We start from the raw sequence: 24343 nt of genomic DNA on the forward strand, positions 1-24343 counted from the left end.
ATTCGCTCGACTTGCATGTATTAGGCATGCCGCCAGCGTTCGTCCTGAGCCAGGATCAAACTCTCCATAAAAGAGAATTGATTGCTCAATTCGTACTGGCATCATTTAAGATGTCTATCAGATCCGTTAAGATCTGTTGTGTTTGTTCCACCGGCAGAACCAGTTTCCCAAACGATAATTCGTTGACATTTTGCTGTTCAGTTTTCAAGGTTCATAGTGTTAATGTTATTCGCTGTGCTGTTGTTTCAGCGACTTTTACATCATAACATGGTGTAATCATCGTGTCAACAACTATTTTAAAAAAATATTACTTGCCTTTGAAACCGATTAAACGTGTTCCGAAGGACAAGTAATAATATACATCATATAGCATCCAGTTGGCAAGCTTTTTTTTAATTAAACCGGATTTTTTTTGCGTCCATCGATAACAAACAGCAAAATCCCCAGTAAAACAACGATTCCTCCCACGATTTGAGCTGTCGATAAACTTTCATGGAAGATGTAATACGCTAAGATCGACGCGCCTACAGGTTCGAAAAGTATTGCAATTGAAATCGCATTTGTACTCACCCATCGAATCGCCCAGTTAAATAAAGTGTGCCCCAGTAAGTTCGGTATGAGCGCTAAAAGTACAAACCACATCCAGTCTGACTGCGAATGCGGACCGAATGATTCCCCTTTTATTAATACATAGAAGAAAAGAGTAACCGTACTGATTGAGTAAACTACAAAGGTATACGTTACAAGAGACAACCTTTGACGGACATCCTGGCCGAATAATAGATAAGCTGTAATTAACGCACAACCGATCAACGCAAGGATATCACCAAAAAACGCAGTTCCTCCAAGTTGAAAATCACCAAAACTAATAATGACACTTCCGCTTATTGCGATAACTGCTGACATGATAGTTTTGAAAGACAATTTTTCTTTAAAGAAAAAGTAAGTTCCTGCAAAAGCAAAAATCGGTTGAAGTGTCACTAAAACTGTAGAACTTGCCACAGATGTATAATTCAGTGATTCAAACCAAAAGATGAAGTGGAACGCTAAAAACACACCTGCAAGTGTTGAGAATATCCAATCCCTCTTTTTCAGCACCGTTATTTCTTTTCGGTATTTCAATAAGAATATCGGCAACATGAAGAGGACCGAGAATAACATTCTGTAAAATGCAGTAACCCCCGCCTCTGCGGATACTAATTTCACAAAAATTGCCGATAAAGCCACCGAGATAACCCCTATAATGATCGGGATAGCAGGGTGTATAGCTGGTTTTTCCATGAACTCACATCACTTTCCTTCTATTGATGATTACAATAGTTTGTTTGTGGATATAGCATATAGTATATCAGAGATCTCCAGTCTAAAAATTCGGCATTTACCATCTCACAACTTAATTTATCGGTAATCGCTAACAGTTTAAGGTAAAATCAAATGAATCACCTATTCTCATTGTAAAAGGAGCACACATTCATGACCAATTGGGTTCAACTATTAAAAAATGGCAACAAACCCGCACTTTTAGCTGCAATTGTTAACGTGATTATCGCCGGCCTTAAAGCAGGTGCTTTCTTTCTGACAGGAAACGTTGCCATGTTTGCTGAAATGATGCACTCTATTGGAGATGCTGCAAACCAAATGTTTGTTTATGTTGGTTCTGCCCTTTCTAAAAAAGCACCGACGCCTAAATATCCTAATGGGTTTGGCAGGATTGTTAATCTTGTCTGTCTGGGGGCAGTCTTGATTGTTGCCATTCTTTCTTACGAAACCATCGTTGGAGGAATTCATCATATCCTTCATCCTACAGAAAGCGGAGGATTGTGGATCAATCTTGGAGTTCTCGGAATCGGGATTATGTTAGAATCCTTCGTTCTCTATAAAGCGTCCAAAGAAGTCTTTCACGATGCAGGTATAGAACATAGGGGATTATCTTCTTTCCCTAAAAGTTTCTCCCATCTCAAAAAAGCCAAGCCTCCGACGAAGTTAGTGTTCATGGAAGATTTGGTTGCAACTAGCGGCGGTATTATCGCGTTTGTTGCTGTGTTACTTGCTCATTTCTTTGGATGGTTCGCTGCTGAAGGTGTTGCTTCCATAATTATTGGACTGATGATGTTTTACGTAGTAGGAAAAGTCTTCCTTGAAAATGCGCGAGGGGCAATCGGAGAAACCGATGAAGAAATGCTTGCACATATTTCACATCTGCTTGCAGCAGACCCTGATATTGTCGATATTCAACGAGTTGAAGTAGTGAAAGAAGGCGAATATCTGCATGTGGAAGTCATTGCGGAGGTTGCCACTTCCCACACTGTCGATTACGTTCTGAAAGTTAAAGATCGGCTCCTAATGACTATTCTGAATCAGAAAGGCATTCAAGATGTCATCATTTCTTTAGTAGGTGATGACGGAGTTGAGTCTTGGACTGGTACAAATAGCTCAAAGCTCATTGAAAACCGAAATAAGCTCCCTGAATAACAAAATGCGAGTCAACTGAAAGTAAAGTTGACTCGCATTTTGTTATTACAATGAATTCGTTAAAATCTGGATGACATCTTTTTTATTGAGTTTGGCAAAGTTACCTAGAGGTCCTCTTGACGCAGCTTTCTCTGCCATCAATTCTATTTTGGAAGAATCAATGTTGTAATGAGACAGTTTACGTGGTGCACCGATCGAAGACCAGAATTCCTCCAGCTTACTAATTCCTTCTAAAGCAGTCTCTTCATCCGACTTACCTGTCGGGTCAACCTCAAATGCTTTCACAGCTAATTGAGCATATCGTTGCGGATTCAAATGCATCGTATAACGCATCCACTCCGGGAATAGAATAGACAGCCCGCCTGCATGGGGGATATCATACACTGCTGATACTGCGTGCTCGATCTCATGCGTACCCCAGTCACCATTGTATCCCATGCGCAGGAAGCCGTTCAGTCCCCACACACCAGCGAGCATCATCGTCGCTCTTAAGTCGTAATCAGTTGGATGATCGACAACTTCGGCGCCCGTAGCGATTAATGTACGGAGAGCACTCTCACACATCTCATCTTGGAAAGGCGTATTGGAAGATTCATTGAAGTATTCTTCAAATATATGGGACATCGTATCCACAATTCCATTCACCGTTTGATCACGAGGTACTGACATCGTATATACAGGATCCAAAACCGAGAATTTAGGATAATTCAACGGAGTTCCCCAGCCATACTTTTCTTGAGTTTCTTCATTAGTAATAACGGAGCCTGCATTCATTTCAGAACTAGTGGCAGACAACGTCAATACCGTACCGAACGGCAGGGCATCTTGAGGTACTGCTTTACGGATTACAAAATCCCATGGATTGCCATCGTATTTAGCAGCACAAGCGATTAACTTAGTACAGTCAATGACAGAACCGCCACCGACCGCTAGAATTACGTCAATGCTTTCACGTTTACATAGCTCCGCTGCTGCAATTGCAGTGGAGAGTCTAGGGTTAGGCTCTACTCCACCAAATTCGTGAACATCCAGCTCCCCTTCTTTCAATGCACCCATTACTTCATCGTATACACCATTCTTTTTAATACTTCCCCCACCGTATACGACAAGGACCTTATTCCCGTATTTTTTAAGCTCTTCAGCCAAATTCGCAACTTGACCTTTACCAAATAACAACTTTACTGGATTTTGAAATACGAAGTTATCCAAACTTATCGCCTCCTCAGACTATTTCTATTATGTTTTACGACTGTTTCTGTTGCAACTGTTCTGCCCGCTAACAAGACATGAAAAAGAGCACCCCTTTTATAGGAGTGCTCTAAATAGGTGTTATGCCCAACCACGGAAACGTGAAGCTTCCGCTGTTTTACGAATACCGATCATATACGCTGCAAGGCGCATGTCAATACCTCGTGTAGTTGACTGAGAATAAACATTCTCAAACGCAGTTACCATCTTAAGCGTCATTTTTTCACGAACTTCTTCTTCAGTCCAGTAGTAACCCATGTTGTTCTGTACCCATTCAAAATAAGAAACGGTAACGCCGCCTGCACTAGCAAGCACGTCAGGAACAAGCAAGACTCCGCGGTCTGATAGAATTTTAGTCGCTTCACTTGTTGTTGGTCCATTTGCTGCCTCGACCACAATAGAAGCCTTGATTTTATGTGCATTGTGTTCTGTGATTTGGTTTTCAATCGCTGCAGGAACAAGGATATCACAATCCAATTCCAACAACTCTTGGTTCGTCAATGTGTTTTCGAACAAAGTCGTTACTGTCCCGAAGCTATCACGGCGATCGAGCAAGTAATCGATATCCAAGCCATCCGGATCGTGTAATGCACCATAAGCATCGGAAATACCAATCACTTTAGCACCTGCATCGTGTAGGAATTTTGAAAGGAAGCTACCTGCGTTACCAAAACCTTGGATAACAATACGAGCACCTTTCATATCGATACCACGGCGTTTAGCTGCTTCATTAATAATAATCGTCACACCTTCAGCAGTTGCACGGTCACGACCTTGCGAACCGCCTAGAACGATAGGTTTTCCTGTTATGAATCCTGGTGAGTTGAACTCATCAATTCTGCTGTATTCATCCATCATCCACGCCATGATCTGTGAGTTTGTGAATACGTCAGGTGCTGGAATGTCTTTTGTCGGCCCCATAACTTGAGACAACGCGCGGACATAACCACGGCTAAGACGTTCTAATTCATCCATAGACATTTCACGGGGATCACAAATGATGCCGCCTTTACCGCCGCCGTATGGTAGGTCTACAATACCAGCTTTAAGTGTCATCCACATAGAAAGTGCACGCACTTCGTCCAAAGTAACATCCGGGTGGAAACGTACTCCGCCTTTTGTTGGTCCAACAGCGTCGTTATGCTGGCCGCGGAATCCAGTGAAAACTTTCACTTTTCCATCGTCCATCTTAATCGGGATACGTACTTCCGTCATGCGCATTGGTTCTTTCAGAAGTTCATACATTCCTTCATCGTAGCCCAGCTTGTCAAGTGCTTCTTTGATAACAACTTGTGTCGATGTGAACAGATTCAGGTTTTCAGTCATTTTAATGGCTCGCCTCTTTGTTTCATAATGTTTTTCCTTACTCATAGTATCATATTGACTATCGTAATTGGAAAGAATTTTTAGTTAGTGAAAACGCTTTTAATTTTTTCAAGTGCCCAATCTAATTCTTCTTTAGTAATAACTAATGGAGGAGCAAAACGAATTACCGTGTCGTGTGTTTCTTTACAGAGCAATCCAAGTTCTTTGAGCTTTTCACAGTAAGGACGAGCTTCTACAGTTAACTCCATCCCGATGAATAAACCGCGCCCGCGTACTTCGGTGATTACGTCATTTTCAATCTTTTGCAGCTCTTCTTTAAAGTAGTTCCCAAGTTCAAGTGACTTGTCTGCCAGTTTTTCGTTTTCAAGTACTTCTAGAGATGCGATTGAAACCGCACAAGCCATCGGGTTTCCACCAAATGTGGATCCGTGTGAACCTGGGTTGAATACTTCAAGTACTTCTTTGTCCGCTACGACACATGAGATCGGGAATACCCCGCCGCCCAGTGCTTTACCGAGGATATACATATCCGGATTAATATCTTCCCATTCACACGCAAACATTTTACCAGTACGGCAAAGACCTGCTTGGATTTCGTCAGCAATGAACAGAACATTATTTTCTTTACATAATTCACTAGCTTTTTTGAGATATCCTGCAGGAGGGATGATAATTCCAGCTTCCCCTTGAATCGGCTCGATGATGAATGCTGCTGTGTTTGGTGTAATCGCTTTTTCCAACGCATCAATGTCACCGTAAGGCACTAGTTTGATACCTGGAAGCAACGGCCCGAATCCACGCTTATATTCAGGATCTGAAGAAAGGGAAACTGCACCCATCGTACGTCCGTGGAAGTTGCCTTCACAGCCGATGATTTCAGCTTTATTATCTTCAACACCTTTAACATCGTATGCCCAACGACGTGCAGCTTTGATTGCTGTTTCAACAGCTTCAGCACCTGTGTTCATTGGCAACGCCATTTCTTTACCAGATAGTTCAGTTATTTTTTCATACCAAGGTCCCAACTGATCACTATGGAATGCACGTGAAGTTAGAGTAACTTTGTCTGCCTGATCTTTAAGCGCTTGAATGATTTTAGGATGACGGTGTCCTTGGTTCACTGCAGAATACGCTGAGAGCATATCCATATATTTGTTGCCTTCTGGATCTTTTACCCATACACCCTCTGCTTCTGAGATCACGATTGGTAGCGGATGATAGTTTGGAGCACCATATTTATTAGTTTGTTCAATCACTTGTTGAGATACTGACATTCAAATTCCCTCCTCGGTTAGGTATGTAGATACAGCGCCTGTCTTTTGACAGGCGTCTGCTTGAAGATGAACTTATAGCATTTCTGAAGTTGTTTTACCTTGCATGTGAAGTTGCAAGTAGTCTGGGCCACCCGCTTTTGAATCAGTACCGGACATGTTGAACCCGCCGAATGGCTGGTATCCAACGATCGCGCCTGTGCAACCGCGGTTGAAATATAAGTTACCACAGTGGAAATCTTCACGGGCTTGCTCAATGTGTTCACGGTTATTTGTGATGACTGCACCTGTCAAACCATAATCTGTATCGTTTGCAATTCGAATTGCTTCTGTAAAGTCTTTCGCTTTACCGATTGCTACGACCGGTCCGAAGATTTCTTCCTTCATAATGCGTGCATCTGGTGCCACATCAGCGAATACAGTCGGTGCGATGAAGAATCCTTTTGAGCTGTCGCCTTTTCCTCCAGCGATCAGACGGCCTTCTTCTTTCCCGATTTCAATGTAGCCCATGATTTTGTCAAATGCAGCTTGGTCAATTACCGGGCCTGCAAAGTTCGACGGGTCTTCTGGGTTACCGTAAGTCAATTCTTTAGTTAGTTCCTCAACGCGAGCAACTACAGTGTCATACACATCTTCATGAATAATCGCACGTGAACACGCTGAACATTTTTGTCCGCTGAAGCCGAATGAAGATTTCACGATGGATTGAGCAGCTAATTCAAGATCTGCTTCGCTGTCCACAACGATCGTATCTTTACCGCCCATTTCGGCGATAACACGCTTCAACCAGATTTGGCCTTCGTTGACTTTTGAAGCGCGTTCGAAAATGCGCGTTCCAACTTCACGTGAACCTGTGAACGATACGAAACGTGTGCGTGGGTGATCCACTAGGTAGTCACCGATTTCAGAACCAGAACCTGGCACGTAGTTAACGACGCCTGCAGGCATTCCCGCTTCTTCAAGTACTTCCATGAATTTGTAAGCAACTACTGGAGTTGTCGAAGCCGGCTTGAGTAACACTGTGTTTCCTGTAACTAGTGCAGCTACTGTAGTCCCTGCCATGATTGCAAATGCAAAGTTCCATGGAGAGATGATAACGCCAACACCTAAAGGAATATAGTCAAAGCGGTTGAACTCGCCTGGACGACTTTCAACTGGCATACCGTCTTTCAATTTCAGCATTTGACGAGCGTAGTATTCAAGGAAGTCAATTGCTTCAGCTGTATCTGCATCCGCTTCGTTCCATGGCTTGCCCGCTTCTTTTGTCAAGAGTGCTGAGAATTCATGCTTGCGGCGGCGAACGATTGCTGCAGCTTTGAAAAGGATGTCCGCTCGCATTGCCGGCTCAGTCTTTCTCCAAGTATTGAATGTTTCATCTGCAATTTTCATCGCTTTTTCTGCAATATCTTTACTTGCCTTAGATACACGGCCGATAACTTCTTCTTTGTCAGATGGATTGAAAGATACGAGCTTATCATCAGTCATGATGCGCTCTCCGCCTACGATTAGGGGATAATCTTTACCCAAGTAAGCTTCCACGGTTTTAAGACCTTCCTGGAATGCTTTTTTATTTTCTTCGATAGTGAAATCTGTGAATGGTTCGTGTTTGTAAGGTATCATAATAGTCCTCCTCAGATAAGTCATGCAAATAATATTTGCACTTAGTTGTTAATTACACTTATAATAATGCAAGATAATGTTGCACATTGCAAGTATTATTGTTTAAGCGAAGAAAAAAGTTGGGCGGTGACAATCTGTGAGTGCTTTCGACGAATCACTATTTCCTTTTTATGAATTTGCGGTTCAGCATGCAGGTGTTGGTATCCATGCTGTTGACAGCGAAGGCCGAACTATTATTTATAACGATAAAATGAAAGAGATCGAAGGACTGGAGCTCGAGGATATCCGTGATTTATCCATCCTGGAATTATTCAATTTCCGGCAGCACCCGAGTACATTAATGGAAGTACTGCAAAGCGGAAAAGAGCAATTGAATATCAAACAGACCTATTGGAACCAAAACGAAACTGAAATTACAACGATTAATAACACATATCCTATTGTAAACGACGGATTACTGATTGGTGCTGTTGAACTCTCCCATGACGTGACAGCACTTGAAAAGTTTGTTCTTCAGCCGTTGACCAAGGACCGGGAACCTGTTCTGCTCAACAACATTGTCGCTGAATCCGATTCCATGAAAAAAATTATCGCTACAGCAAAAAAAGCAGTTCGTGCAAAACTTCCTGTCCTCCTTGTCGGTGAAGCGGGTACTGGGAAAGATCTCGTTGCTCAAGGAATCCATCATGAAGTTCCTATGGCCGATTCATCCTTTTATACGCTCTACTGTAATCGATCTGATAACCAATCGATTGATCGTCTTGCGACTGAGTTGAAAACGGATGCACCATTCACTCTATTTTGCGAACGAATCGACTTTTTATCCATCGAGCTGCAACGGAAGCTTCTCAGGATATTGGAAGGCTCCGATCTCCACAAACGTCAATTCATCGCAAGTATAGGGGAAGACCCTGTCGAACTTATCGCTTCAGGCAGCCTATTAAAGGAGCTGTATTACTTTTTCGCTTCCTTTACAATCCGTTTCCCACCGCTTCGGGAGAGGAAGGAAGACATTCTCCCTTTCGTCAAAAGATATTTAGCAAGACGCAAAGAAAGTTTAGGTACTGCTTTAAATGACGTTACGGATGAGGTTTCTGCACTATTCCTTTCCTATGCATGGCCTGGTAATATCCGCGAATTGGAATTGTTATTGAACGAAGTGGCGTCCCTCTCTTCAGCGGAAACCACAATTACGTATGACATGCTCCCTCAATATTTCAGAAGTAAAAGTGCTGTGAAAGAGGAAGGCACAATTCCGTTACCCTCTTTCATCACGCCTAGCGAAAAGGACTTGCTCCCTCTCGATAAATTCTTACGGGAAGCAGAATCTTACTATTTGCAAAAGGCGCTGGCCATTCATGACGGCAATATCACTAGAACCGCCAATGCGTTATCGATGAGTCGGCAAAATCTACAGTATAGACTTCGAAAAAACAAAAAAGGAGAAGAGGCATAAACGCCTCTTCTCCTTTTAATATCCTGATTTGTCGATCCAGTCTCTCAGTTTATCTTTTAGAGAGTTGAATCCTTTCTCATCTTGTTCGTCCACCCGTTCTTGTAATGATTTGCGAGGACGACTGAATTTCTTTGTAGGTGCCGGAGGTTCTTGTAAGGCACGGATGGATAAACTGATTTTGTTGTCTTCCCCGTCCACTTCCAACACTTTTACAGTTACTTGCTGACCTACCGATAAATGCTCATGGATGTCCTTCACAAATCCGTAAGTGATCTCAGAAATGTGTACAAGTCCCTGAGTGGATTCATCAAGAGCGATAAATGCACCATAAGGCTGAATGCCCGTAACTGTACCTGACAGTTCTTCACCTGCTTCGTATTTACCTGTCATGTGAACAGCTCCCAATTGTGTTTTGACTATCTGAAATTGCCATTGCGGCCATTCTCAGTATACCATTTGAACACTTTTGGAGCAAAAGATAGTCACATAGACTGGGATCGAGCTTCAGAAACCGGAATTTATGAAATGATACATTTAGCTTCAAATTTCACAGCTAATAATTTGTATGAAATTTGCATGCACTCTTCTAGAGGAATCCATGTTGCATAAGAGTGTTCATATATTTCACGTATTCGTTTCGCCAGATCTGTTGGATGATCCAGTAGCTGGAGATCTGCTACGACATCCGCTATTTCTACTTCATATGCATCTGGCCCCGCAAGGAAAGGATCCCATTCTTCTAGTAAATGAATCGCTTTTTTATTCATTTCTACAGTTTGCACGTCAAGTCACCTGATTTTTTCTTTTTGTTTATGATAGCATAGGTAAGGAAAAGAAAACAGACTTAGGGGGATTATGTATGAAAGAATTCACTGCCACAAAAGACCGTCGGAATACGTCGTCAATGAAGTGGGACCGGATGGATCGTATTTATGGAATTGAAAATCCGGAAGAAATCCTTCCCATGTGGATCGCAGATATGGACTTTGCTGCACCTCAACCTGTCATCGATGCTTTGAAAGAGCGGTTGGACCATGGGGTGTTCGGATATTCTTACGTCTGTGAAGGATGTAAAGACGCGATACGCGAATGGATGTTCAACAAACATGGTTGGCAAACTAAGAATGAATGGATGTTGTCCCACCACGGAGTCGTACCAGCGATTGCCTCAGTCGTTGAAACACTAACGAAAGAAGGAGAAACGGTTCTCATCACTCCTCCTGTCTACCCACCGTTTTCTGGAATACCTAGTTTACAAAACCGTACCCTTGAAGAATGTACGCTCATTGAAAACAACGGAACTTATGAAATTGACTTCATCGAATTCGAAGAATCTCTAAAGAGAAATGTCAGATTATTCATTTTTTGTAATCCGCACAATCCGGGTGGTATTGTTTGGCCGGTACATGTATTACAAGAGATCGTCCGACTGTGTGCTAAATATGATGTCATTATATTGTCCGACGAAATCCATGCCGATCTAGTGTTTGCTCCATACACCCATACTCCTTTACACTCAGTTGCAAAAGAAGAAGGAAATCGAATCATCACATGTGTCGCACCTACCAAAACGTTCAACCTAGCCGGTATTCAAGCGGCTATGATGATTATTCCGGATGATGAGTTGCGTGAGCAGTTGCGCGATAACGGAATGGCACATGGCCAAATGGAATTGAATGCTTTTGCAAATGTTGCATTGAAAGCTGCCTATCGTCACGGTGAACCTTGGCTTGAACAACTACTTCAAACAGTGTCCGAAAATATGGATTACGTGATCCAAACTTTGCCTGCCCGAGTCCCTGGAGTTACAATCACGAAGCCTCAAGGAACGTACTTACTTTGGATAGATTACCGCGGAACAGGTCTTTCAGAGGAAGAAATGATGGACAAGTTACTCAATAAAGGAAAATTGGCACTGGAACCAGGCACAAAATACGGAGAAGCCGGACGCGGTTTCTTACGGATGAATGTCGCCACTTGTCTTTCCACTGTTCAGGATGGCGTCGAACGTTTCATAAAAGGCATGGATCACTAAAAAACGAGCATCCTCATGAATGAGGATGCTCGTTTTTTTGTTCACGCGTTGCTCTGCGTTCCCGCAGAATGCGTTCTTCCAATTCTTTCGTTTCCAATTCTTGCTTTTTGGAATTGCGCTGAATCCACCTGAAAGTCAGCACAAGAAGTACCATGAAAAAAGCAAAGGAAATGGCCGCTGGGATATATTCTGATTTGTCTTCCGGAAAATACAGGAAGGGCATTAGAACGGTCACCATGGATAACACTTCCTAACCGATAAATTTAGTCGCAATTACTCGCCTTGAATATCGATAGACTCGATTTTCACTTCTTCAACCGGCTTATCTTGAGCGCCCGTTTTCACTGTAGCAATCTTGTTTACTACGTCCATTCCCTCGATAACTTGTCCAAAAACAGTATGCTTTTGGTCCAAGTGAGGAGTACCGCCACGCTCTGCATACGCGTCAGCGATTTCTTCAGGCCATCCGCCTTTTTTCAACTGATCCGCATTAGCACCAGCTAAATTAGAAGCCTGAACGATGAAGAACTGGCTGCCATTTGTGTTCGGTCCAGCATTCGCCATGGACAATGCACCATTCAAGTTGAAAAGATCCATCGTGAATTCGTCTTCGAACGAATCGCCATAGATACTTTCTCCTCCCATACCTGTTCCAGTTGGGTCTCCACCTTGGATCATGAAGTCTTGAATGACACGGTGGAAAATAATACCATAATAATACCCGTCTTTTGCATGGGTTAAGAAGTTTTTCACCGTTTTTGGTGTTTTTTCTTCAAATAACTTGATTTTAATCGGGCCAAGCGTGGTATTCATAGTAATAAGTTTTTCTCCTGCTGCTACTTCATTAGATAATTGCGGATACATCTGGGAGTCCTCCTTAGGAATCGTTTTTTCTGGTTCGTCTGCTGGAGTCGTTTCACCTTTTGCAGGTGCCGCCTCTTTCTCTTCAGCCTCTTGTTTTCCGCAAGCGGATACAACAAGAATCAGTGCTAAAGCAAGCATGAGCATAGTCAGTTTTTTATGCATTTCTCTCACCCTAAATCATTTTACCACATGATCGGATGAAATCGAACTACGAGCACTTGCCTTCCTTCGGGAGTCGAATTGTTTTATACTACTTAAATATAGTTCTTATAGAAGGAAGGTCACCTATGGATATTCAAAAAAGAAATTTCATCATTATCTGGGTGTCAAACTTTCTAGTTGCAGGGACAATGACAATGATCATGCCGTTTTTGTCATTATATATTGAAACGTTTGGCGATTACTCGGATGCTTACGTGCAAAAATGGTCTGGACTCGTTTTTGGCGCAACTTTCATCTCTGCCCTCATCATGTCTCCGATTTGGGGAAGAGTTGCAGATAAATACGGATTTAAACCCATACTTATTATAAATGGTTTCGGAATCGCGATTTCAGTTTTCCTTATGGGGTTTGTCCATTCCGTTGAAGCGTTTTTCTTACTCCGTCTGCTGAATGGGGTTGTTACGGGCTTCATCCCCACTTCCCTTGCATTCATCTCCGCGAACACAAAACGTGAAGAAGCCGGTAAACGGTTAGGTACACTTCAGATGGGGAGTGTGACCGGTACGTTGTTCGGACCTGTGTTGGGCGGGCTTCTTGCCGATGCTTTCGGGTTCAAGTACACATTTGTCATCACTTCGATTTCTGTCATCGTCGCTGCCCTCATCATCGTATTCGGCATTAAAGAACAACGGAAAGTGAAAACGGGCCGGGAAATTGTCTACTCACGTAAGACGATTTTAAGCAGTATCTTTCACCATCGGTTGATGTTGAATGTAATGATTGTAACTGCACTCATTCAAATTGGGAACTTCAGTATACAGCCGCTGCTCTCCCTATATGTCTCGCATTTGACCGACTCAAAAGACGTCGCTTTTCTAGCAGGGATCACATTCAGTGCGGCAGGTGTCGGCAACTTATTGTTTGCTCGTAAGTGGGGCAAGCTTGGTGATGATATCGGGTATGAAAAAGTCCTCGGATTTCTATTGGTGCTGTCATTCATCTTCATCGTACCTCAAGCATTTGTCGGCAGCTTATGGCAGCTTGTTATCTGGCGATTGCTCTTCGGTATTGCTATGGGCGGTATGATCCCTATAACAACTGCACTCGTTCGAAGGGAGGCACCGATTGATATTCAAGGTGAAGTGATGGGTTACAATACGAGCTTCCGTTTCCTTGGGAATATCATCGGGCCTATGTTTGGCGGGATTATTAGTGGCTTCGTCGGTATTTCATCGGTCTTCATCTTCACTGGCGTGCTGTTCTTGCTTGGTTTCGCATTCCTCTACTATGCAAAACGTAAACCGACACAAGATTTCGAAGACTTCTTGACAGATTCACAACAGAATAACACCTAAAAATATAGCACACTCCAAATACTGGAGTGTGCTATATTTTGTATAGGTACATGTAAGAACGGAGGGACTAGTTGTGAGACAGCTCGCAGGCTTTGCTGTCGCTTTGTTAAGTCTCCCGCTACTTTTCTGGCTCCAACAGGAAGTCGCAGCGGAATGGCATGAAGCGAATGAGTATAAAGAACAAGTAGAAAAAACCATTGAATTATCTGAACCTGTTGTCACCATCCCCATGTCACTCTTCGATCGCAATGGACGGTTATTTGCAGAAGAATATGCGGAGTGGCGCGATCCGCTTGCCTTATCTGAAATTCCGTTGTTCGCTAAACAACTATTTCTTGAAAGTGAAGACAAAGGGTTTTACGAACATAGAGGATATGATGTCGCTGCGATTGCGCGGGCATTTGCGGTAAATGCGAATTCCAATGGATTGAGTCAAGGGGCATCCACCATTACTCAACAAGTCGTCCGGATGCGTTTTCTATCTCCCGAAAAAACCTATGAACGTAAATTCAAAGAAATCCTATATGCTGCAGAACTGGAAAAGCAATCGACTAAAGATGAAATTTTGGAAATGTACTTGAATGAGATGTTCTTCGGTAATCAGGTTTATGGAATTGGTGCTGCGGCTACTTATTACTTCAGTAAACCATTAGCAGAGTTGAACGAAGCGGAAACCGCTTTTCTAGCAGCGATTCCGAACAACCCCTCTCTATACGATCCATTGAAGCATTTTGACAGGACCAAAAAGCGTCAGGAGCGACTTCTTCAAGTTCTGGTGAACAGTGGAGTCCTTTCAGCTGAAGAGGGGGAACTTGCTCAGAACGCTCCCGTCGAGCTCCGGTTAAAACAGAAGAACAGTCAATTCCCTGCCTATCATACGTATGTAGTGGACGAACTAAAACAATTGATCAGTGAAAAAGAAGGCTTTACTGCTCAGTTGGAGAACGCAAAAGATGAAGAGGCGAAAAAAGCAATTCAACAAGCGTTATCGCAACGTATTTCAGAAGTGATCAATTCAGGCGTTCGGATCGACACTTCACTGGACCCGATTAAACAATTCAGTCTCGAGAATGGGATTACACGTGTGCTTTCGGGAAGCGGGATACAATCCGGTGCAGCTGTTGTGGATAACCAATCTCGTGAACTGATTAGTGTTTATGGGGGGTTCGGGTACCGAAAAACAGACTTCAATCGGTCGTTTCAAGCTGTGCGTCAGCCCGGATCGATCATTAAACCACTGCTCGTATATGCGCCCTATTTAGAAAGTGGAACGTATACGGAAAACTCTCTTGTCGATGGTAGTGGAATTTGCATTGGAAGCTTTTGTCCTGAGAATTTCGGAAGGTATTCGTATGGAGTTTCGACAGTGAAAAAAGCGTTTAGTCAAAGTTACAATACAACAGCAGTCCGGGTTTTACAACGTGTCGGAATTGACAAGTCGTTTGCTTATCTCTCCCCTTTTCGGTTCAAGTATGTCACCGAAAAGGATCATCAGTATACTGCAGCTCTTGGAGGATTTGAAAAAGGGATGACGCCCTTCGAAATGGCAAATGCCTATTCAAGCTTCATAGATGGTACGTTTAAACCTGCAAGAGCGATTCGTTCTGTAACAGATCGACATGGGAAGTTATTATACCAATGGCAGGATGAACGTAAAGAAGTGTGGTCACAAAAGACAACAAATACTATCCGCTCGATGCTCGAAGAAACTGCACGGAGCGGAACAGCTCGCGGCCTTCGTTCAACAACTGGATATACAGGAGCCAAAACAGGAACTACGAGTCATTATAAAGACTTATGGGTTGCTGGCTTAAACAAAAAGTATACTGCCGCGATCTGGATGGGTTATGATCGCCCACAATCACTTCAGCAGCAGAGCGAACAAAAATTGCATCTGAAGGTGTTTTCAGCTGCTCTTTCCGACTAGCTGCCAATTGGCAGCTGGTCTTTTTCAACTCCAGGGATACTTGCAGCAATCCCGTTATACAGTCTTAGTAAAATGTAAACCACAGCAGAAAGCAATAATGCCCACACGATGAATTCTAAGAAGATAATACCTATAATTGCTGAAAATGGAAGCTGATGGTGCAACATATATGTACTGTAGACAAAGTAAATGAACGTAACTGTTAAAAACACGATCAGCAGCCAGTAAAGCGATTGGATCGCAAAAGCAGATGCAAGTGCGCCAATGAAGTAAATGAGTTTGCCACCTCTTTCGTCTGTTGCGTATTGAACAGGAATATCTGTTTCGGGGGCGGCTTTGTAAAAGAATAACAGAGCTGTTTCATGAATCGTTGCCGCAATCAGTTTGAGTGCACTGAATACCATGAAGTAAAAAAGCGCATAGACGGTTAGCAAGAACAACCGGAGCTGGGTATCTGTCAGAAATTCCAACAGCCCATCATATAAACCGATTTCACGAAACAAGCTCATTGAAAAGCCGACTGTATACACGCCAAACGTTAAACTGAACAACATTATTGAAAAGAACGGCAAATAACTGAATAAATACGGATTTTTCACATTGCACCTCAGACTGACTATATCTGTTGAAAGAAGTTGATTATGCGTTTATACACTATAGTTGTTTGGAGCCAAGGGCGGTAACTCCGCAGGGATCATTGAAAGCATTTACGGGAAACAACGGTATTATTCAGCATACACTCTAATCCAACTAATATGGTTATTTTATATGGTTTTTTCCATGTCTCTATAATATAGGAAGAGATTGAGTTATCGCAATCCCTTTCAAGTGCCCGCAGTGCAAAATGCGCTTGTTTACGTTATACTTTAAACCAATGTCGACATCATGTTAGTACAAGGAAGGAGGATTTTTAGTGGAATTTGTTTGGTTGATTTTCTTGCCTGCTTTAGCAGCTCTTTTCATTCCGACGTTGTTCCGTCGAGTCGCTGGCATACATACAGGTTGGTTTGTTCTGATTATCCCAGTAGCCTTGTTTGTCTACTACAGTACATACTTACCACTGACAGCAAGTGGAGAGCATGCAGTCTCATCGTTTGATTGGATTCCCTCACTGGGAATTTCTTTTGTCTCCTATCTGGATGGTCTCAGTCTTCTCTTCACACTGCTCATTACGGGGATCGGTGCGTTGGTCGTCTTGTATTCCATTTTCTATCTGGATAAGCACAAAGAAAAACTCGGTAACTTTTATGTATACTTACTGCTTTTCATGACGGCAATGCTTGGTGTTGTCCAGTCGGATAATGTCATTTCACTCTATCTATTTTGGGAATTGACGTCCATCTCCTCATTCCTATTAATCGGTTATTGGTACACTCGGGACGGTTCCCGATTTGGCGCCTTGAAATCTATGATGATAACCGTCGGTGGAGGACTCATGATGCTCGGGGGCTTTGTGGTTCTCGGGATTTTAGGAGATACATACTCGATCCGTGAACTGATTTCCGGATTAGCCGATTACTCTGGAGATCCATTATTCACCCTTGCAGCGGTGCTTCTATTATTCGGGGCATTTACAAAGTCTGCTCAATTTCCATTTTATATTTGGCTTCCGGATGCTATGGAAGCGCCTACTCCTGTCAGTGCCTATCTGCACTCAGCGACAATGGTTAAAGCAGGATTATATCTTGTTGCACGATTCACACCGATTTTTGCAGAGTCTTCCGTATGGATCTGGCTTGTTTCAGGAATTGGATTACTCACGCTGATGTGGGGCTCGTTCTTTGCTGTGAAGCAAACCGATTTAAAAGGGATTCTTGCATTCTCGACAGTGAGCCAGTTAGGGTTGATCATGTCTTTACTAGGTGCAGGAGCAATTGCTTATCATTCGGACGATGCACTATTCCGATTAGCGATGTTTGCTGCCATCTTCCACTTAGTGAACCATGCCGTCTTTAAAGGCAGCCTGTTCATGATTGCAGGGATTGTCGATCATGAGACCGGCACGCGCGATATCCGTAAACTCGGCGGTCTGATGAGTGTCATGCCGATCAGTTTCACGGTAGCATTCATTGGCGGACTTTCAATGGCTGGTATCCCGCCATTCGGAGGATTCCTTAGTAAAGAGCTGTTTTTGGAATCCATGGTTGCTCTAAAGCACTTTGAACTGTTCAACTTTGATACGTGGGGTATTCTTTTCCCTATCATTGCATGGGTTGCAAGCGTATTTACTTTTGTTTACAGCTTCTACTTTGTATTCAAGACATTCACAGGTGAGAAAAAATTCGATAAGCTTCCGCTTAAGCCGCACGAGGCACCTATCGGCATGCTGATTTCCCCTATCATTTTAGCAGTCAGCGTTATTGCCCTTTTCTTCATCCCGAACGTTGTCGGGAAATGGATTGTCGCACCAGCGGTGATGGCTGCACAGCCACAACTCTACAGTTTGCCTTCTGAGGCTGCTGTTCATGTACAAGCCTGGCATGGATTCAATTATGTACCGATGTTGCTGACAGTAGCTGTCATTGCGATTGGTACGTTGTTATTCATTTCAATTAAAAGATGGCAGCCAGTCTATGCATTGCAACCGGATAAGTTCTCTTTGAACGCATTATATGACGGCGTGATGACATTCTCGGAAAAAGGGATGAATAAGCTTTCCCGTTTCTATATGAATGGTCTGATCCGTACGTATTTACTTTATATGTTTGCGTTCTTCTCTGTTATGACAATTGTAGTTTTGTTCGCTAAAGGTGCGTTTGAGATGGATATGAGCAGCCTTTCCCCGATTACGCTATTCGCCGTTTTGAATGCGATTGTAGCAATTTTGGGAACAGGCATGGTCATCATGTCAAAAAACCGGATCTCTGCCATTATTGCATTAGGTGCAGTCGGCTACTCAGTGGCTTTGTTCTTCGTCTTGTTCAAAGCACCCGATTTGGCGTTGACCCAGCTCGTGATCGAAACGATTTCAGTCGCTCTATTCTTGCTTGCATTCCGTCATCTCCCTGCGTTAAAGACACACGGAGAGACGAAACAGAACAAACTGGTGAACGGAATCATTGCAATAGGTGTCGGGCTTTCTGTCACTCTGGTTGCGTTGTCCGCTCATTCCAATAAGCTTGTTTCAAGTATTTCACAGTACTATAAAGATACCGTCCATACAGAAGCAGGTGGCGGAAATATCGTGAACGTCATTCTCGTCGACTACCGCGGTTTCGATACATTGTTTGAAATCGCCGTCCTATCGATTGCTGGAATCGCGGTTCTCGGCATGATCCGTCTTCGCTTGTCGAGAAAGGGGTCCGATGATGAAAAATAATAATGTCATATTGCAAACAACTACGAAAGTGACGTTCTTCATCATTTTCCTTTTCTCGATCCATATTTTCTTTGCGGGACATTTCGCTCCTGGCGGCGGTTTTGTCGGAGGTCTGCTAACGACAGGTGCCATTGTACTGCTTTTACTTGCATTTGATTTGGAGACCGTGAAAGAGACATTGCCTTTTAACTTCACCATTGTGATCGCTGTCGGGTTACTGTTATCCCTTGGAACAGCAGCCGGCTCCATTCTGTTCAATGTTCCATTTTTCACACATGCATTTGCACATTTCGAATTACCGCTTTTCGGAGACACTGAGCTGCACACAGCGATGATTTTCGACTTAGGCGTTTACCTTGTTGTCGTGGGTGCAGCAATTACAATTATTCAATCGATCGGAGGGGATGAGTAATGGAGTTACTCATGGCTATTGTAGCTGGGATTTTATTCACAGCTGCGATTTACTTAATTCTCTCAAGAAGCTTGATTAAAGTAATCCTGGGTACCGGTTTGTTAAGTCACGGAGCACATTTGTTCATCCTGACGATGGGTGGTCTCGGCGGCAGTTCGCCTCCCGTACTCACGGATAGCGCATCTGATTTTGCAGATCCCCTTCCACAAGCTTTGATTTTAACCGCAATTGTTATCAGCTTTGGAGTAACGGCATTCATACTCGTCCTTGCCTATCGTACGTATGCCGTACACAAAACTGATGATTTGAATTCGATGAAAGGAAATGATGAGCATGATTAACCTTCTATTGTTTCCGATCATCATCCCGTTTTTCTTTGCGATTGTACTTCTGTTTTTCAAAGAGCAAGTACGCATCCAACGAGTCCTCACTGTCATTGGACTAAGTGTCAGTATTGCTTCAGCAGTAATGCTAATGATGAAAGTGAAACAGGATGGGATCCAAACACTGACACTCGGTAGCTGGCCAGCACCATTCGGGATCACTATGGTTTCGGACATGTTCTCCGCGTTACTCGTAACGTCTACACTAGTCATTACCTTATTGGTGTCCGTTTATAGCTTCAGCTCAATCGGTGAAGAACGGGAGCGGTTTTTCTACTATCCTGCCATCCTCTTCATGATTACAGGAGTGAATGGAGCCTTTACAACGGGTGATATTTTCAACATGTTTGTATTTTTCGAAGTGTTGCTGATCGCTTCTTACATGCTCATCGTTCTTGGCGGAGAGAAGAGACAGTTACGGGAGTCCATCAAGTACATACTTGTAAATGTCATTTCATCTGCTTTCTTTGTCGTCACTGTTGCGTATCTGTACTCTATCGTCGGAACGCTCAACATGGCGGACATTGGTCAGAAAATTACAGACATCGGCCAGCCGGGAATCGTCTCGGTCATCGGGATCCTGATGCTTCTTGTCTTCGGGATAAAAGCGGGGATCTTCCCTCTCTACTTCTGGATGCCGGGATCGTATGCTGCTCCCCCTATTCCGATACTTGCACTGTTTGGTGCGTTGCTGACAAAAGTCGGGGTGTACGCCATCACAAGGACTTACACACTGTTCTTTGTCCATGATCTTGCGTTTACACACACCATCCTGATGGTACTTGCGCTGCTCACCATCGTTGCAGGTTGCATCGGCGCACTCGCTTATTTCGATTTGAAACAGATTATCATCTACAACATCCTGATCGCAATAGGTGTTATTCTCTTCGGAGTATCGCAAATGAACGAAGCTGGGATGCAAGGTGCCGTCTTCTACCTGATTCACGACATGCTCATTAAAGGCGCATTGTTCCTGATTATCGGGATTATGATTGTTGTCACCGGCACTTCCAATTTGCGAGAAATGGGAGGACTTATCAAAACCCATCCGTCACTAGGTTGGCTATTTCTTATTGCCGCTTTCGGACTTGCCGGTATCCCTCCATTAAGTGGGTTCGTCGGGAAATTGCTGATTGTCCAAGGCGGGTTTGAACACGGTCAACTATTCGGAACGATTGTGATTCTCGCTTCCAGTCTAGTTGTTTTACTATCCGTCATCCGGATATTCATCTATGCGTTTTGGGGAGAGCCGGTCACGTTACAGCCGACGAACCGTAAAACGTATCAACAGATGATGTTCCCTGCTGTGATTCTAGTAGCTCTGTCCGTTTTATACGGAGTCGGAACTGAGTGGATTTTCCCGTACGTATCAGATGCGGCCCATGTGCTGCTCGATCCGTCGAGTTATATTAACGCCGTGTTAAAGGAGTAGATCACGTTGGCATTTCAAATATTGCTTAACTTTTTCATCGCAATTACGTGGGTGCTTATCACGGCGTCCTTTACCCCCTCCACTTTTGTTATCGGTTATATCATTGGTTTGCTGCTTCTCATATTGACTAGACGGTTTTACAACGGTCGCTTGTACTTGGGGCGATTATGGGCGTGCGTCAAGTTGACGTCCATCTTCTTTAAGGAATTGATCCTTTCCAATATTTCCGTCGCACTATTAGTCTTAAAGCCGAAATTAGAATTACAGCCGATGATTTTTGCGATGCCGACAGTTCTTGAAAAGGACTGGGAGATTACATTACTCTCAAGTTTAATTACATTGACGCCTGGAACAATAGTCGTTCATGTATCGGATGATCAGCGAACATTGTACATCCACGCAATCGATGTGAATGATGTTGAAGAAGCCATCAGTTCCATCAAACAATCTTTTGAAAAAGCAATCATGGAGGTGAGCCGGACATGAAGATTTTCATATGGATCAGTTTAATCATCATCTTCCTGTCCATGCTTGGTACGCTCGTCCGAGTATTCAAGGGACCTTCCACTCCAGATCGCCTGATTGCTTTGGATGGCATCGGAGTGATGCTGATTTCAATCATCGCATTACTGTCAATTGTTTTTGACACGATATTTTTCATAGATGTGATTTTGCTCATTGCGATTATGTCCTTCATCGGAACCGTATCGTTCTCAAAATTCATCGAAAAAGGAGCGATTATAGACCGTGATACTCATCGCTAATATTATTATCGCTCTGTTCATACTCGTAGGAGTGTTCTTTACAGTTGTTACGGTAGTCGGGATTCTGCGATTACCTGATGTCTACACTCGAGCGCATGCCGCTTCAAAAAGCGCAACTCTCGGTGTTCTCGGAATACTCATTGGCGTGTTCCTTCACTTTTGGTGGATAAAAGGACATTTCAGTATACAACTGCTGCTCGGCAGCGTCTTCTTATTCATCACGTCCCCTGTAGGCGGACACTTAATGAGCCGCGCTGCGTATATGTCTGGAGTGAAGCCGACAGAACTGACTGTCGGTGATGACCTTGGAGATGCAATAGGCGAACAAAAATCTCATGAAGAATGAACAAAAAACGCAGTGTCCTGAATCGGACGCTGCGTCTTTTTTGTTTACCAATATCCATAGGGGCTGTAATAAGGCGGGTATGAGTATGGATAGTAGCCATACGGGGGATATCCGCCATATGGTGGGTATCCTCCACCGTAGCCTCCGCCATACCCATAAGGTTGAATCGCATTTCCGAGAAAGCTCCCAAAAAGCCCCCCAAGGAACGGGCCTCCGAAGCCGGCACCAAATCCACCTCCACCGAACCCTCTTCCTCCGTCGAAACCTCTTCCACCGCCGAAGTTGTTTCCTCTATATCTTGACATTTCCCTCCCCCTTTCCCACTTATCCTATTCATTGGGCAGTGGAAGGGGTAGGCTGACACCTATTACGCCTCCGTAGTGTCTTCAGCTAACCGTTCGATGAACGTAGCCAACGTCCTTGTCATGGCTCCTGTAGCGCCTTTAGGACCGAGTGCATGGGGCGCATCCGCCTCAGACGTTCCTGCGATATCCAAGTGGATCCAAGGAGTATCTCCTGCAAACTCTCCGACGAAACCGCCGCCAAAGATCATGTGGCCATCCCGACCTGGTGAGTTGTTGAGATCCGCTACTTCACTTTTACGAATTCGTTTTTTATCGCTTTCAGTTAATGGCAAGCGCCAAACGAATTCACCTGTTTCGAGGGATGCTTCCATAAATTCCTCGAAGAAGGCTTCGTCGTTCGTTAACGCACCTGTTTTATCTTTACCAAGTGCTACGATCACTCCGCCAGTCAGTGTGGCAATATCGATCAGATAATCCGCACCTGATTGTTTTGCATATGTCACAGCATCCGCTAATACGAGGCGACCTTCTGCGTCTGTATTCAAGACTTCAATTGTTTTTCCCGACAAAGAGGTGATCACATCGTCCGGCTTGAACGCATCCCCGGAAACCATGTTGTCAGTTGAAGCAATGACAGCGATTACGTTTTTGGCGGGACGGAGTTCACCGATGATTTGCATCGCGCCAAATACTGCTGCAGCACCACCCATGTCCCCTTTCATGCCGACCATGCCTTCACGCGGCTTCAAAGAATATCCGCCTGTATCATACGTAATTCCCTTGCCGACGAGTCCGACTACGTCAGTCCAGTCTTCGTTTCCACCAGCATATTTCAGGACAATCAGACGGGGCTCTTCGACGGAACCTTTGTTGACCGCAAGAATGGCACCCATTCCAAGCTCTTCCATTTCTTGTTTACCAAGTATCTCGATTTCAAATCCGTATTTTTCAGCTAGCATCTCACCATGCTCCGCCATTTTAACAGCAGTTAAAATATTCGGAGGTGTATTGACAAGTGTACGTGCTGTATTGACAGCATCCGCATGTACAAGTCCTACTTCTGCTGCCGCTTTAAGTTCATCTTCATCAGCTGAGCTAAGCAATTCAACTGTATTGAATTCGAAGTCTTTTTCATTTGAAGTCGTTTTGTAATCGGCAAATTTGTAGCTGCCTAATACGAGACCTTGCAAAGATGCGAAGGCTACATCATCCGATTCCAGTTCTTCTGTGGTAAAGGAATCCATCCAAATGGAAACGCTTTCTGCTTTCATCGACTTAAGTTCTTTACCGATCTTGGAGAATACTTCAAGCAGTCCTTGATCTGTTAACTTTTTAGATGCTCCAAGACCAATGAAAACCACACGTTTGAATGCACTGTCACCTATAGACGGCAGTTTAGTCACTGCGTTAAGATCCGTCTTCACATCACCTGTTTTAACCCAATCCGTTAACTTCCCATTGAATACGTCATTTATGACATTCCAATTGGTCGAGTTCTCTGGATGTTCGGGGATACCAACTACAACTACGTCATGGTTGCTCTGTGTGATCTCTTTGTTTGTAATGATAGTTTTCATTTGACTACCTCCTCATTTTCCTACATTCTAATTATATACCAGTTGAAGAAGAAACGAAAAAAATTCTTC

Annotated in this window: 24 protein-coding genes and 1 rRNA gene; 12 read left to right on the forward strand and 13 right to left on the reverse strand. The window is 43.6% G+C overall.

Annotated features, from left to right (window positions below; translation table 11 throughout):
* Together ABE021_RS04825 and ABE021_RS04830 are read right to left on the reverse strand one after the other, a co-directional pair.
* Positions 1-71 (reverse strand): 16S ribosomal RNA (locus ABE021_RS04825); the annotation flags it as partial.
* A gap of 325 nt (positions 72-396) precedes the next feature.
* Positions 397-1281: a DMT family transporter gene (locus ABE021_RS04830; RefSeq protein ID WP_430287167.1), complete on the reverse strand. Its 885-nt coding sequence runs from the start codon at positions 1279-1281 to the stop codon at positions 397-399.
* A gap of 192 nt (positions 1282-1473) precedes the next feature.
* Here ABE021_RS04830 and ABE021_RS04835 point away from each other — a divergent pair, with 192 nt between their 5' ends.
* Positions 1474-2472, forward strand: a complete 999-nt coding sequence (locus ABE021_RS04835; RefSeq protein WP_430287168.1) for a cation diffusion facilitator family transporter — start codon at positions 1474-1476, stop codon at positions 2470-2472.
* 45 nt (positions 2473-2517) lie between these two features.
* Here the strand turns inward: ABE021_RS04835 and ABE021_RS04840 are convergent, their stop codons facing one another.
* The 4 genes from ABE021_RS04840 to pruA all read right to left on the reverse strand — a co-directional run bounded on the left by ABE021_RS04840 (position 2518) and on the right by pruA (position 7940).
* A complete protein-coding gene (locus tag ABE021_RS04840) occupies positions 2518-3681 on the reverse strand; it encodes an iron-containing alcohol dehydrogenase (RefSeq protein ID WP_430287169.1) in 1164 nt (387 codons plus the stop codon).
* Between the two features lie 120 nt (positions 3682-3801).
* Entirely contained in the window at positions 3802-5046 is a 1245-nt protein-coding gene (locus ABE021_RS04845) for a Glu/Leu/Phe/Val family dehydrogenase (RefSeq protein WP_430287170.1), read from the reverse strand.
* 80 nt (positions 5047-5126) lie between these two features.
* The gene (locus ABE021_RS04850) at positions 5127-6320 is read right to left on the reverse strand and encodes an ornithine--oxo-acid transaminase (protein ID WP_430287171.1); all 1194 of its coding nucleotides are present in this window, start codon (positions 6318-6320) and stop codon (positions 5127-5129) included.
* A 72-nt stretch (positions 6321-6392) separates the two neighbouring features.
* Entirely contained in the window at positions 6393-7940 is a 1548-nt protein-coding gene (gene pruA / locus ABE021_RS04855; protein ID WP_430287350.1) for an L-glutamate gamma-semialdehyde dehydrogenase, read from the reverse strand.
* A 133-nt stretch (positions 7941-8073) separates the two neighbouring features.
* Between pruA and ABE021_RS04860 the strand changes: the two genes are divergently transcribed.
* On the forward strand, positions 8074-9393 hold the full coding sequence (locus ABE021_RS04860; protein ID WP_430287172.1) for a sigma 54-interacting transcriptional regulator: 1320 nt from the start codon (positions 8074-8076) through the stop codon (positions 9391-9393).
* Between the two features lie 15 nt (positions 9394-9408).
* Here ABE021_RS04860 and yugI read toward each other — a convergent pair whose 3' ends face one another.
* Entirely contained in the window at positions 9409-9783 is a 375-nt protein-coding gene (yugI, locus tag ABE021_RS04865; protein WP_430287173.1) for a S1 domain-containing post-transcriptional regulator GSP13, read from the reverse strand.
* Positions 9784-9911: 128 nt separating this feature from the next.
* Positions 9912-10175, reverse strand: coding sequence for a DUF1871 family protein (locus tag ABE021_RS04870; protein WP_430287175.1), 264 nt, complete (start codon positions 10173-10175; stop codon positions 9912-9914).
* 77 nt (positions 10176-10252) lie between these two features.
* Between ABE021_RS04870 and ABE021_RS04875 the strand changes: the two genes are divergently transcribed.
* The gene (locus ABE021_RS04875; RefSeq protein ID WP_430287176.1) at positions 10253-11428 is read left to right on the forward strand and encodes a MalY/PatB family protein; all 1176 of its coding nucleotides are present in this window, start codon (positions 10253-10255) and stop codon (positions 11426-11428) included.
* A gap of 13 nt (positions 11429-11441) precedes the next feature.
* Here ABE021_RS04875 and ABE021_RS04880 read toward each other — a convergent pair whose 3' ends face one another.
* Together ABE021_RS04880 and ABE021_RS04885 are read right to left on the reverse strand one after the other, a co-directional pair.
* Positions 11442-11666 (reverse strand): hypothetical protein, encoded by a 225-nt coding sequence (locus ABE021_RS04880; protein WP_430287177.1) that lies wholly within the window; start codon positions 11664-11666, stop codon positions 11442-11444.
* A 35-nt stretch (positions 11667-11701) separates the two neighbouring features.
* Positions 11702-12292, reverse strand: a complete 591-nt coding sequence (locus ABE021_RS04885; RefSeq protein ID WP_430287351.1) for a peptidylprolyl isomerase — start codon at positions 12290-12292, stop codon at positions 11702-11704.
* Positions 12293-12579: 287 nt separating this feature from the next.
* On the opposite strand from ABE021_RS04885, the gene ABE021_RS04890 reads away from it, so the two are divergent.
* Both ABE021_RS04890 and ABE021_RS04895 read left to right on the forward strand, forming a co-directional pair.
* On the forward strand, positions 12580-13809 hold the full coding sequence (locus ABE021_RS04890) for an MFS transporter (protein WP_430287178.1): 1230 nt from the start codon (positions 12580-12582) through the stop codon (positions 13807-13809).
* 73 nt (positions 13810-13882) lie between these two features.
* Positions 13883-15736 carry a transglycosylase domain-containing protein gene (locus ABE021_RS04895; protein WP_430287179.1) on the forward strand — a complete coding sequence of 618 codons (1854 nt, stop codon included), beginning with the start codon at positions 13883-13885 and terminating at the stop codon, positions 15734-15736.
* Here the strand turns inward: ABE021_RS04895 and ABE021_RS04900 are convergent.
* Complete coding sequence (locus ABE021_RS04900) at positions 15733-16335, reverse strand: DUF5366 family protein (protein ID WP_430287180.1); 603 nt, start codon at positions 16333-16335, stop codon at positions 15733-15735. The genes ABE021_RS04895 and ABE021_RS04900 overlap by 4 nt on opposite strands.
* A 314-nt stretch (positions 16336-16649) precedes the next feature.
* Here ABE021_RS04900 and ABE021_RS04905 point away from each other — a divergent pair, with 314 nt between their 5' ends.
* From ABE021_RS04905 to mnhG, 7 genes are read left to right on the forward strand one after another with little or no spacing between them, the layout of a single operon-like run.
* The gene (locus tag ABE021_RS04905; protein WP_430287182.1) at positions 16650-19055 is read left to right on the forward strand and encodes a Na+/H+ antiporter subunit A; all 2406 of its coding nucleotides are present in this window, start codon (positions 16650-16652) and stop codon (positions 19053-19055) included.
* Complete coding sequence (locus ABE021_RS04910; protein WP_430287184.1) at positions 19045-19467, forward strand: Na(+)/H(+) antiporter subunit B; 423 nt, start codon at positions 19045-19047, stop codon at positions 19465-19467. The genes ABE021_RS04905 and ABE021_RS04910 overlap by 11 nt, the downstream gene beginning before the upstream one ends.
* A complete protein-coding gene (locus tag ABE021_RS04915; RefSeq protein WP_191690395.1) occupies positions 19467-19808 on the forward strand; it encodes a Na(+)/H(+) antiporter subunit C in 342 nt (113 codons plus the stop codon). Before ABE021_RS04910 ends, ABE021_RS04915 begins: the two co-directional genes overlap by 1 nt.
* The gene (locus ABE021_RS04920) at positions 19801-21282 is read left to right on the forward strand and encodes a Na+/H+ antiporter subunit D (RefSeq protein WP_430287186.1); all 1482 of its coding nucleotides are present in this window, start codon (positions 19801-19803) and stop codon (positions 21280-21282) included. The genes ABE021_RS04915 and ABE021_RS04920 overlap by 8 nt, the downstream gene beginning before the upstream one ends.
* Before the next feature lie 6 nt (positions 21283-21288).
* The gene (locus tag ABE021_RS04925; protein WP_191690397.1) at positions 21289-21768 is read left to right on the forward strand and encodes a Na+/H+ antiporter subunit E; all 480 of its coding nucleotides are present in this window, start codon (positions 21289-21291) and stop codon (positions 21766-21768) included.
* The gene (locus ABE021_RS04930; protein WP_025782963.1) at positions 21765-22046 is read left to right on the forward strand and encodes a Na(+)/H(+) antiporter subunit F1; all 282 of its coding nucleotides are present in this window, start codon (positions 21765-21767) and stop codon (positions 22044-22046) included. Before ABE021_RS04925 ends, ABE021_RS04930 begins: the two co-directional genes overlap by 4 nt.
* Complete coding sequence (gene mnhG, locus ABE021_RS04935; protein ID WP_430287188.1) at positions 22030-22392, forward strand: monovalent cation/H(+) antiporter subunit G; 363 nt, start codon at positions 22030-22032, stop codon at positions 22390-22392. Before ABE021_RS04930 ends, mnhG begins: the two co-directional genes overlap by 17 nt.
* Positions 22393-22436: 44 nt before the next feature.
* On the opposite strand, the gene ABE021_RS04940 is transcribed toward mnhG, so the two are convergent.
* Together ABE021_RS04940 and ABE021_RS04945 are read right to left on the reverse strand one after the other, a co-directional pair.
* Positions 22437-22697, reverse strand: coding sequence for a hypothetical protein (locus tag ABE021_RS04940; RefSeq protein ID WP_430287189.1), 261 nt, complete (start codon positions 22695-22697; stop codon positions 22437-22439).
* 62 nt (positions 22698-22759) lie between these two features.
* On the reverse strand, positions 22760-24274 hold the full coding sequence (locus ABE021_RS04945; protein ID WP_430287190.1) for a leucyl aminopeptidase: 1515 nt from the start codon (positions 24272-24274) through the stop codon (positions 22760-22762).
* Between the last annotated feature and the right edge of the window lie 69 nt (positions 24275-24343).

Source organism: Sporosarcina gallistercoris (genome assembly GCF_050459885.1).
Classification (GTDB): Bacteria; Bacillota; Bacilli; order Bacillales_A; family Planococcaceae; genus Sporosarcina; species Sporosarcina gallistercoris_A.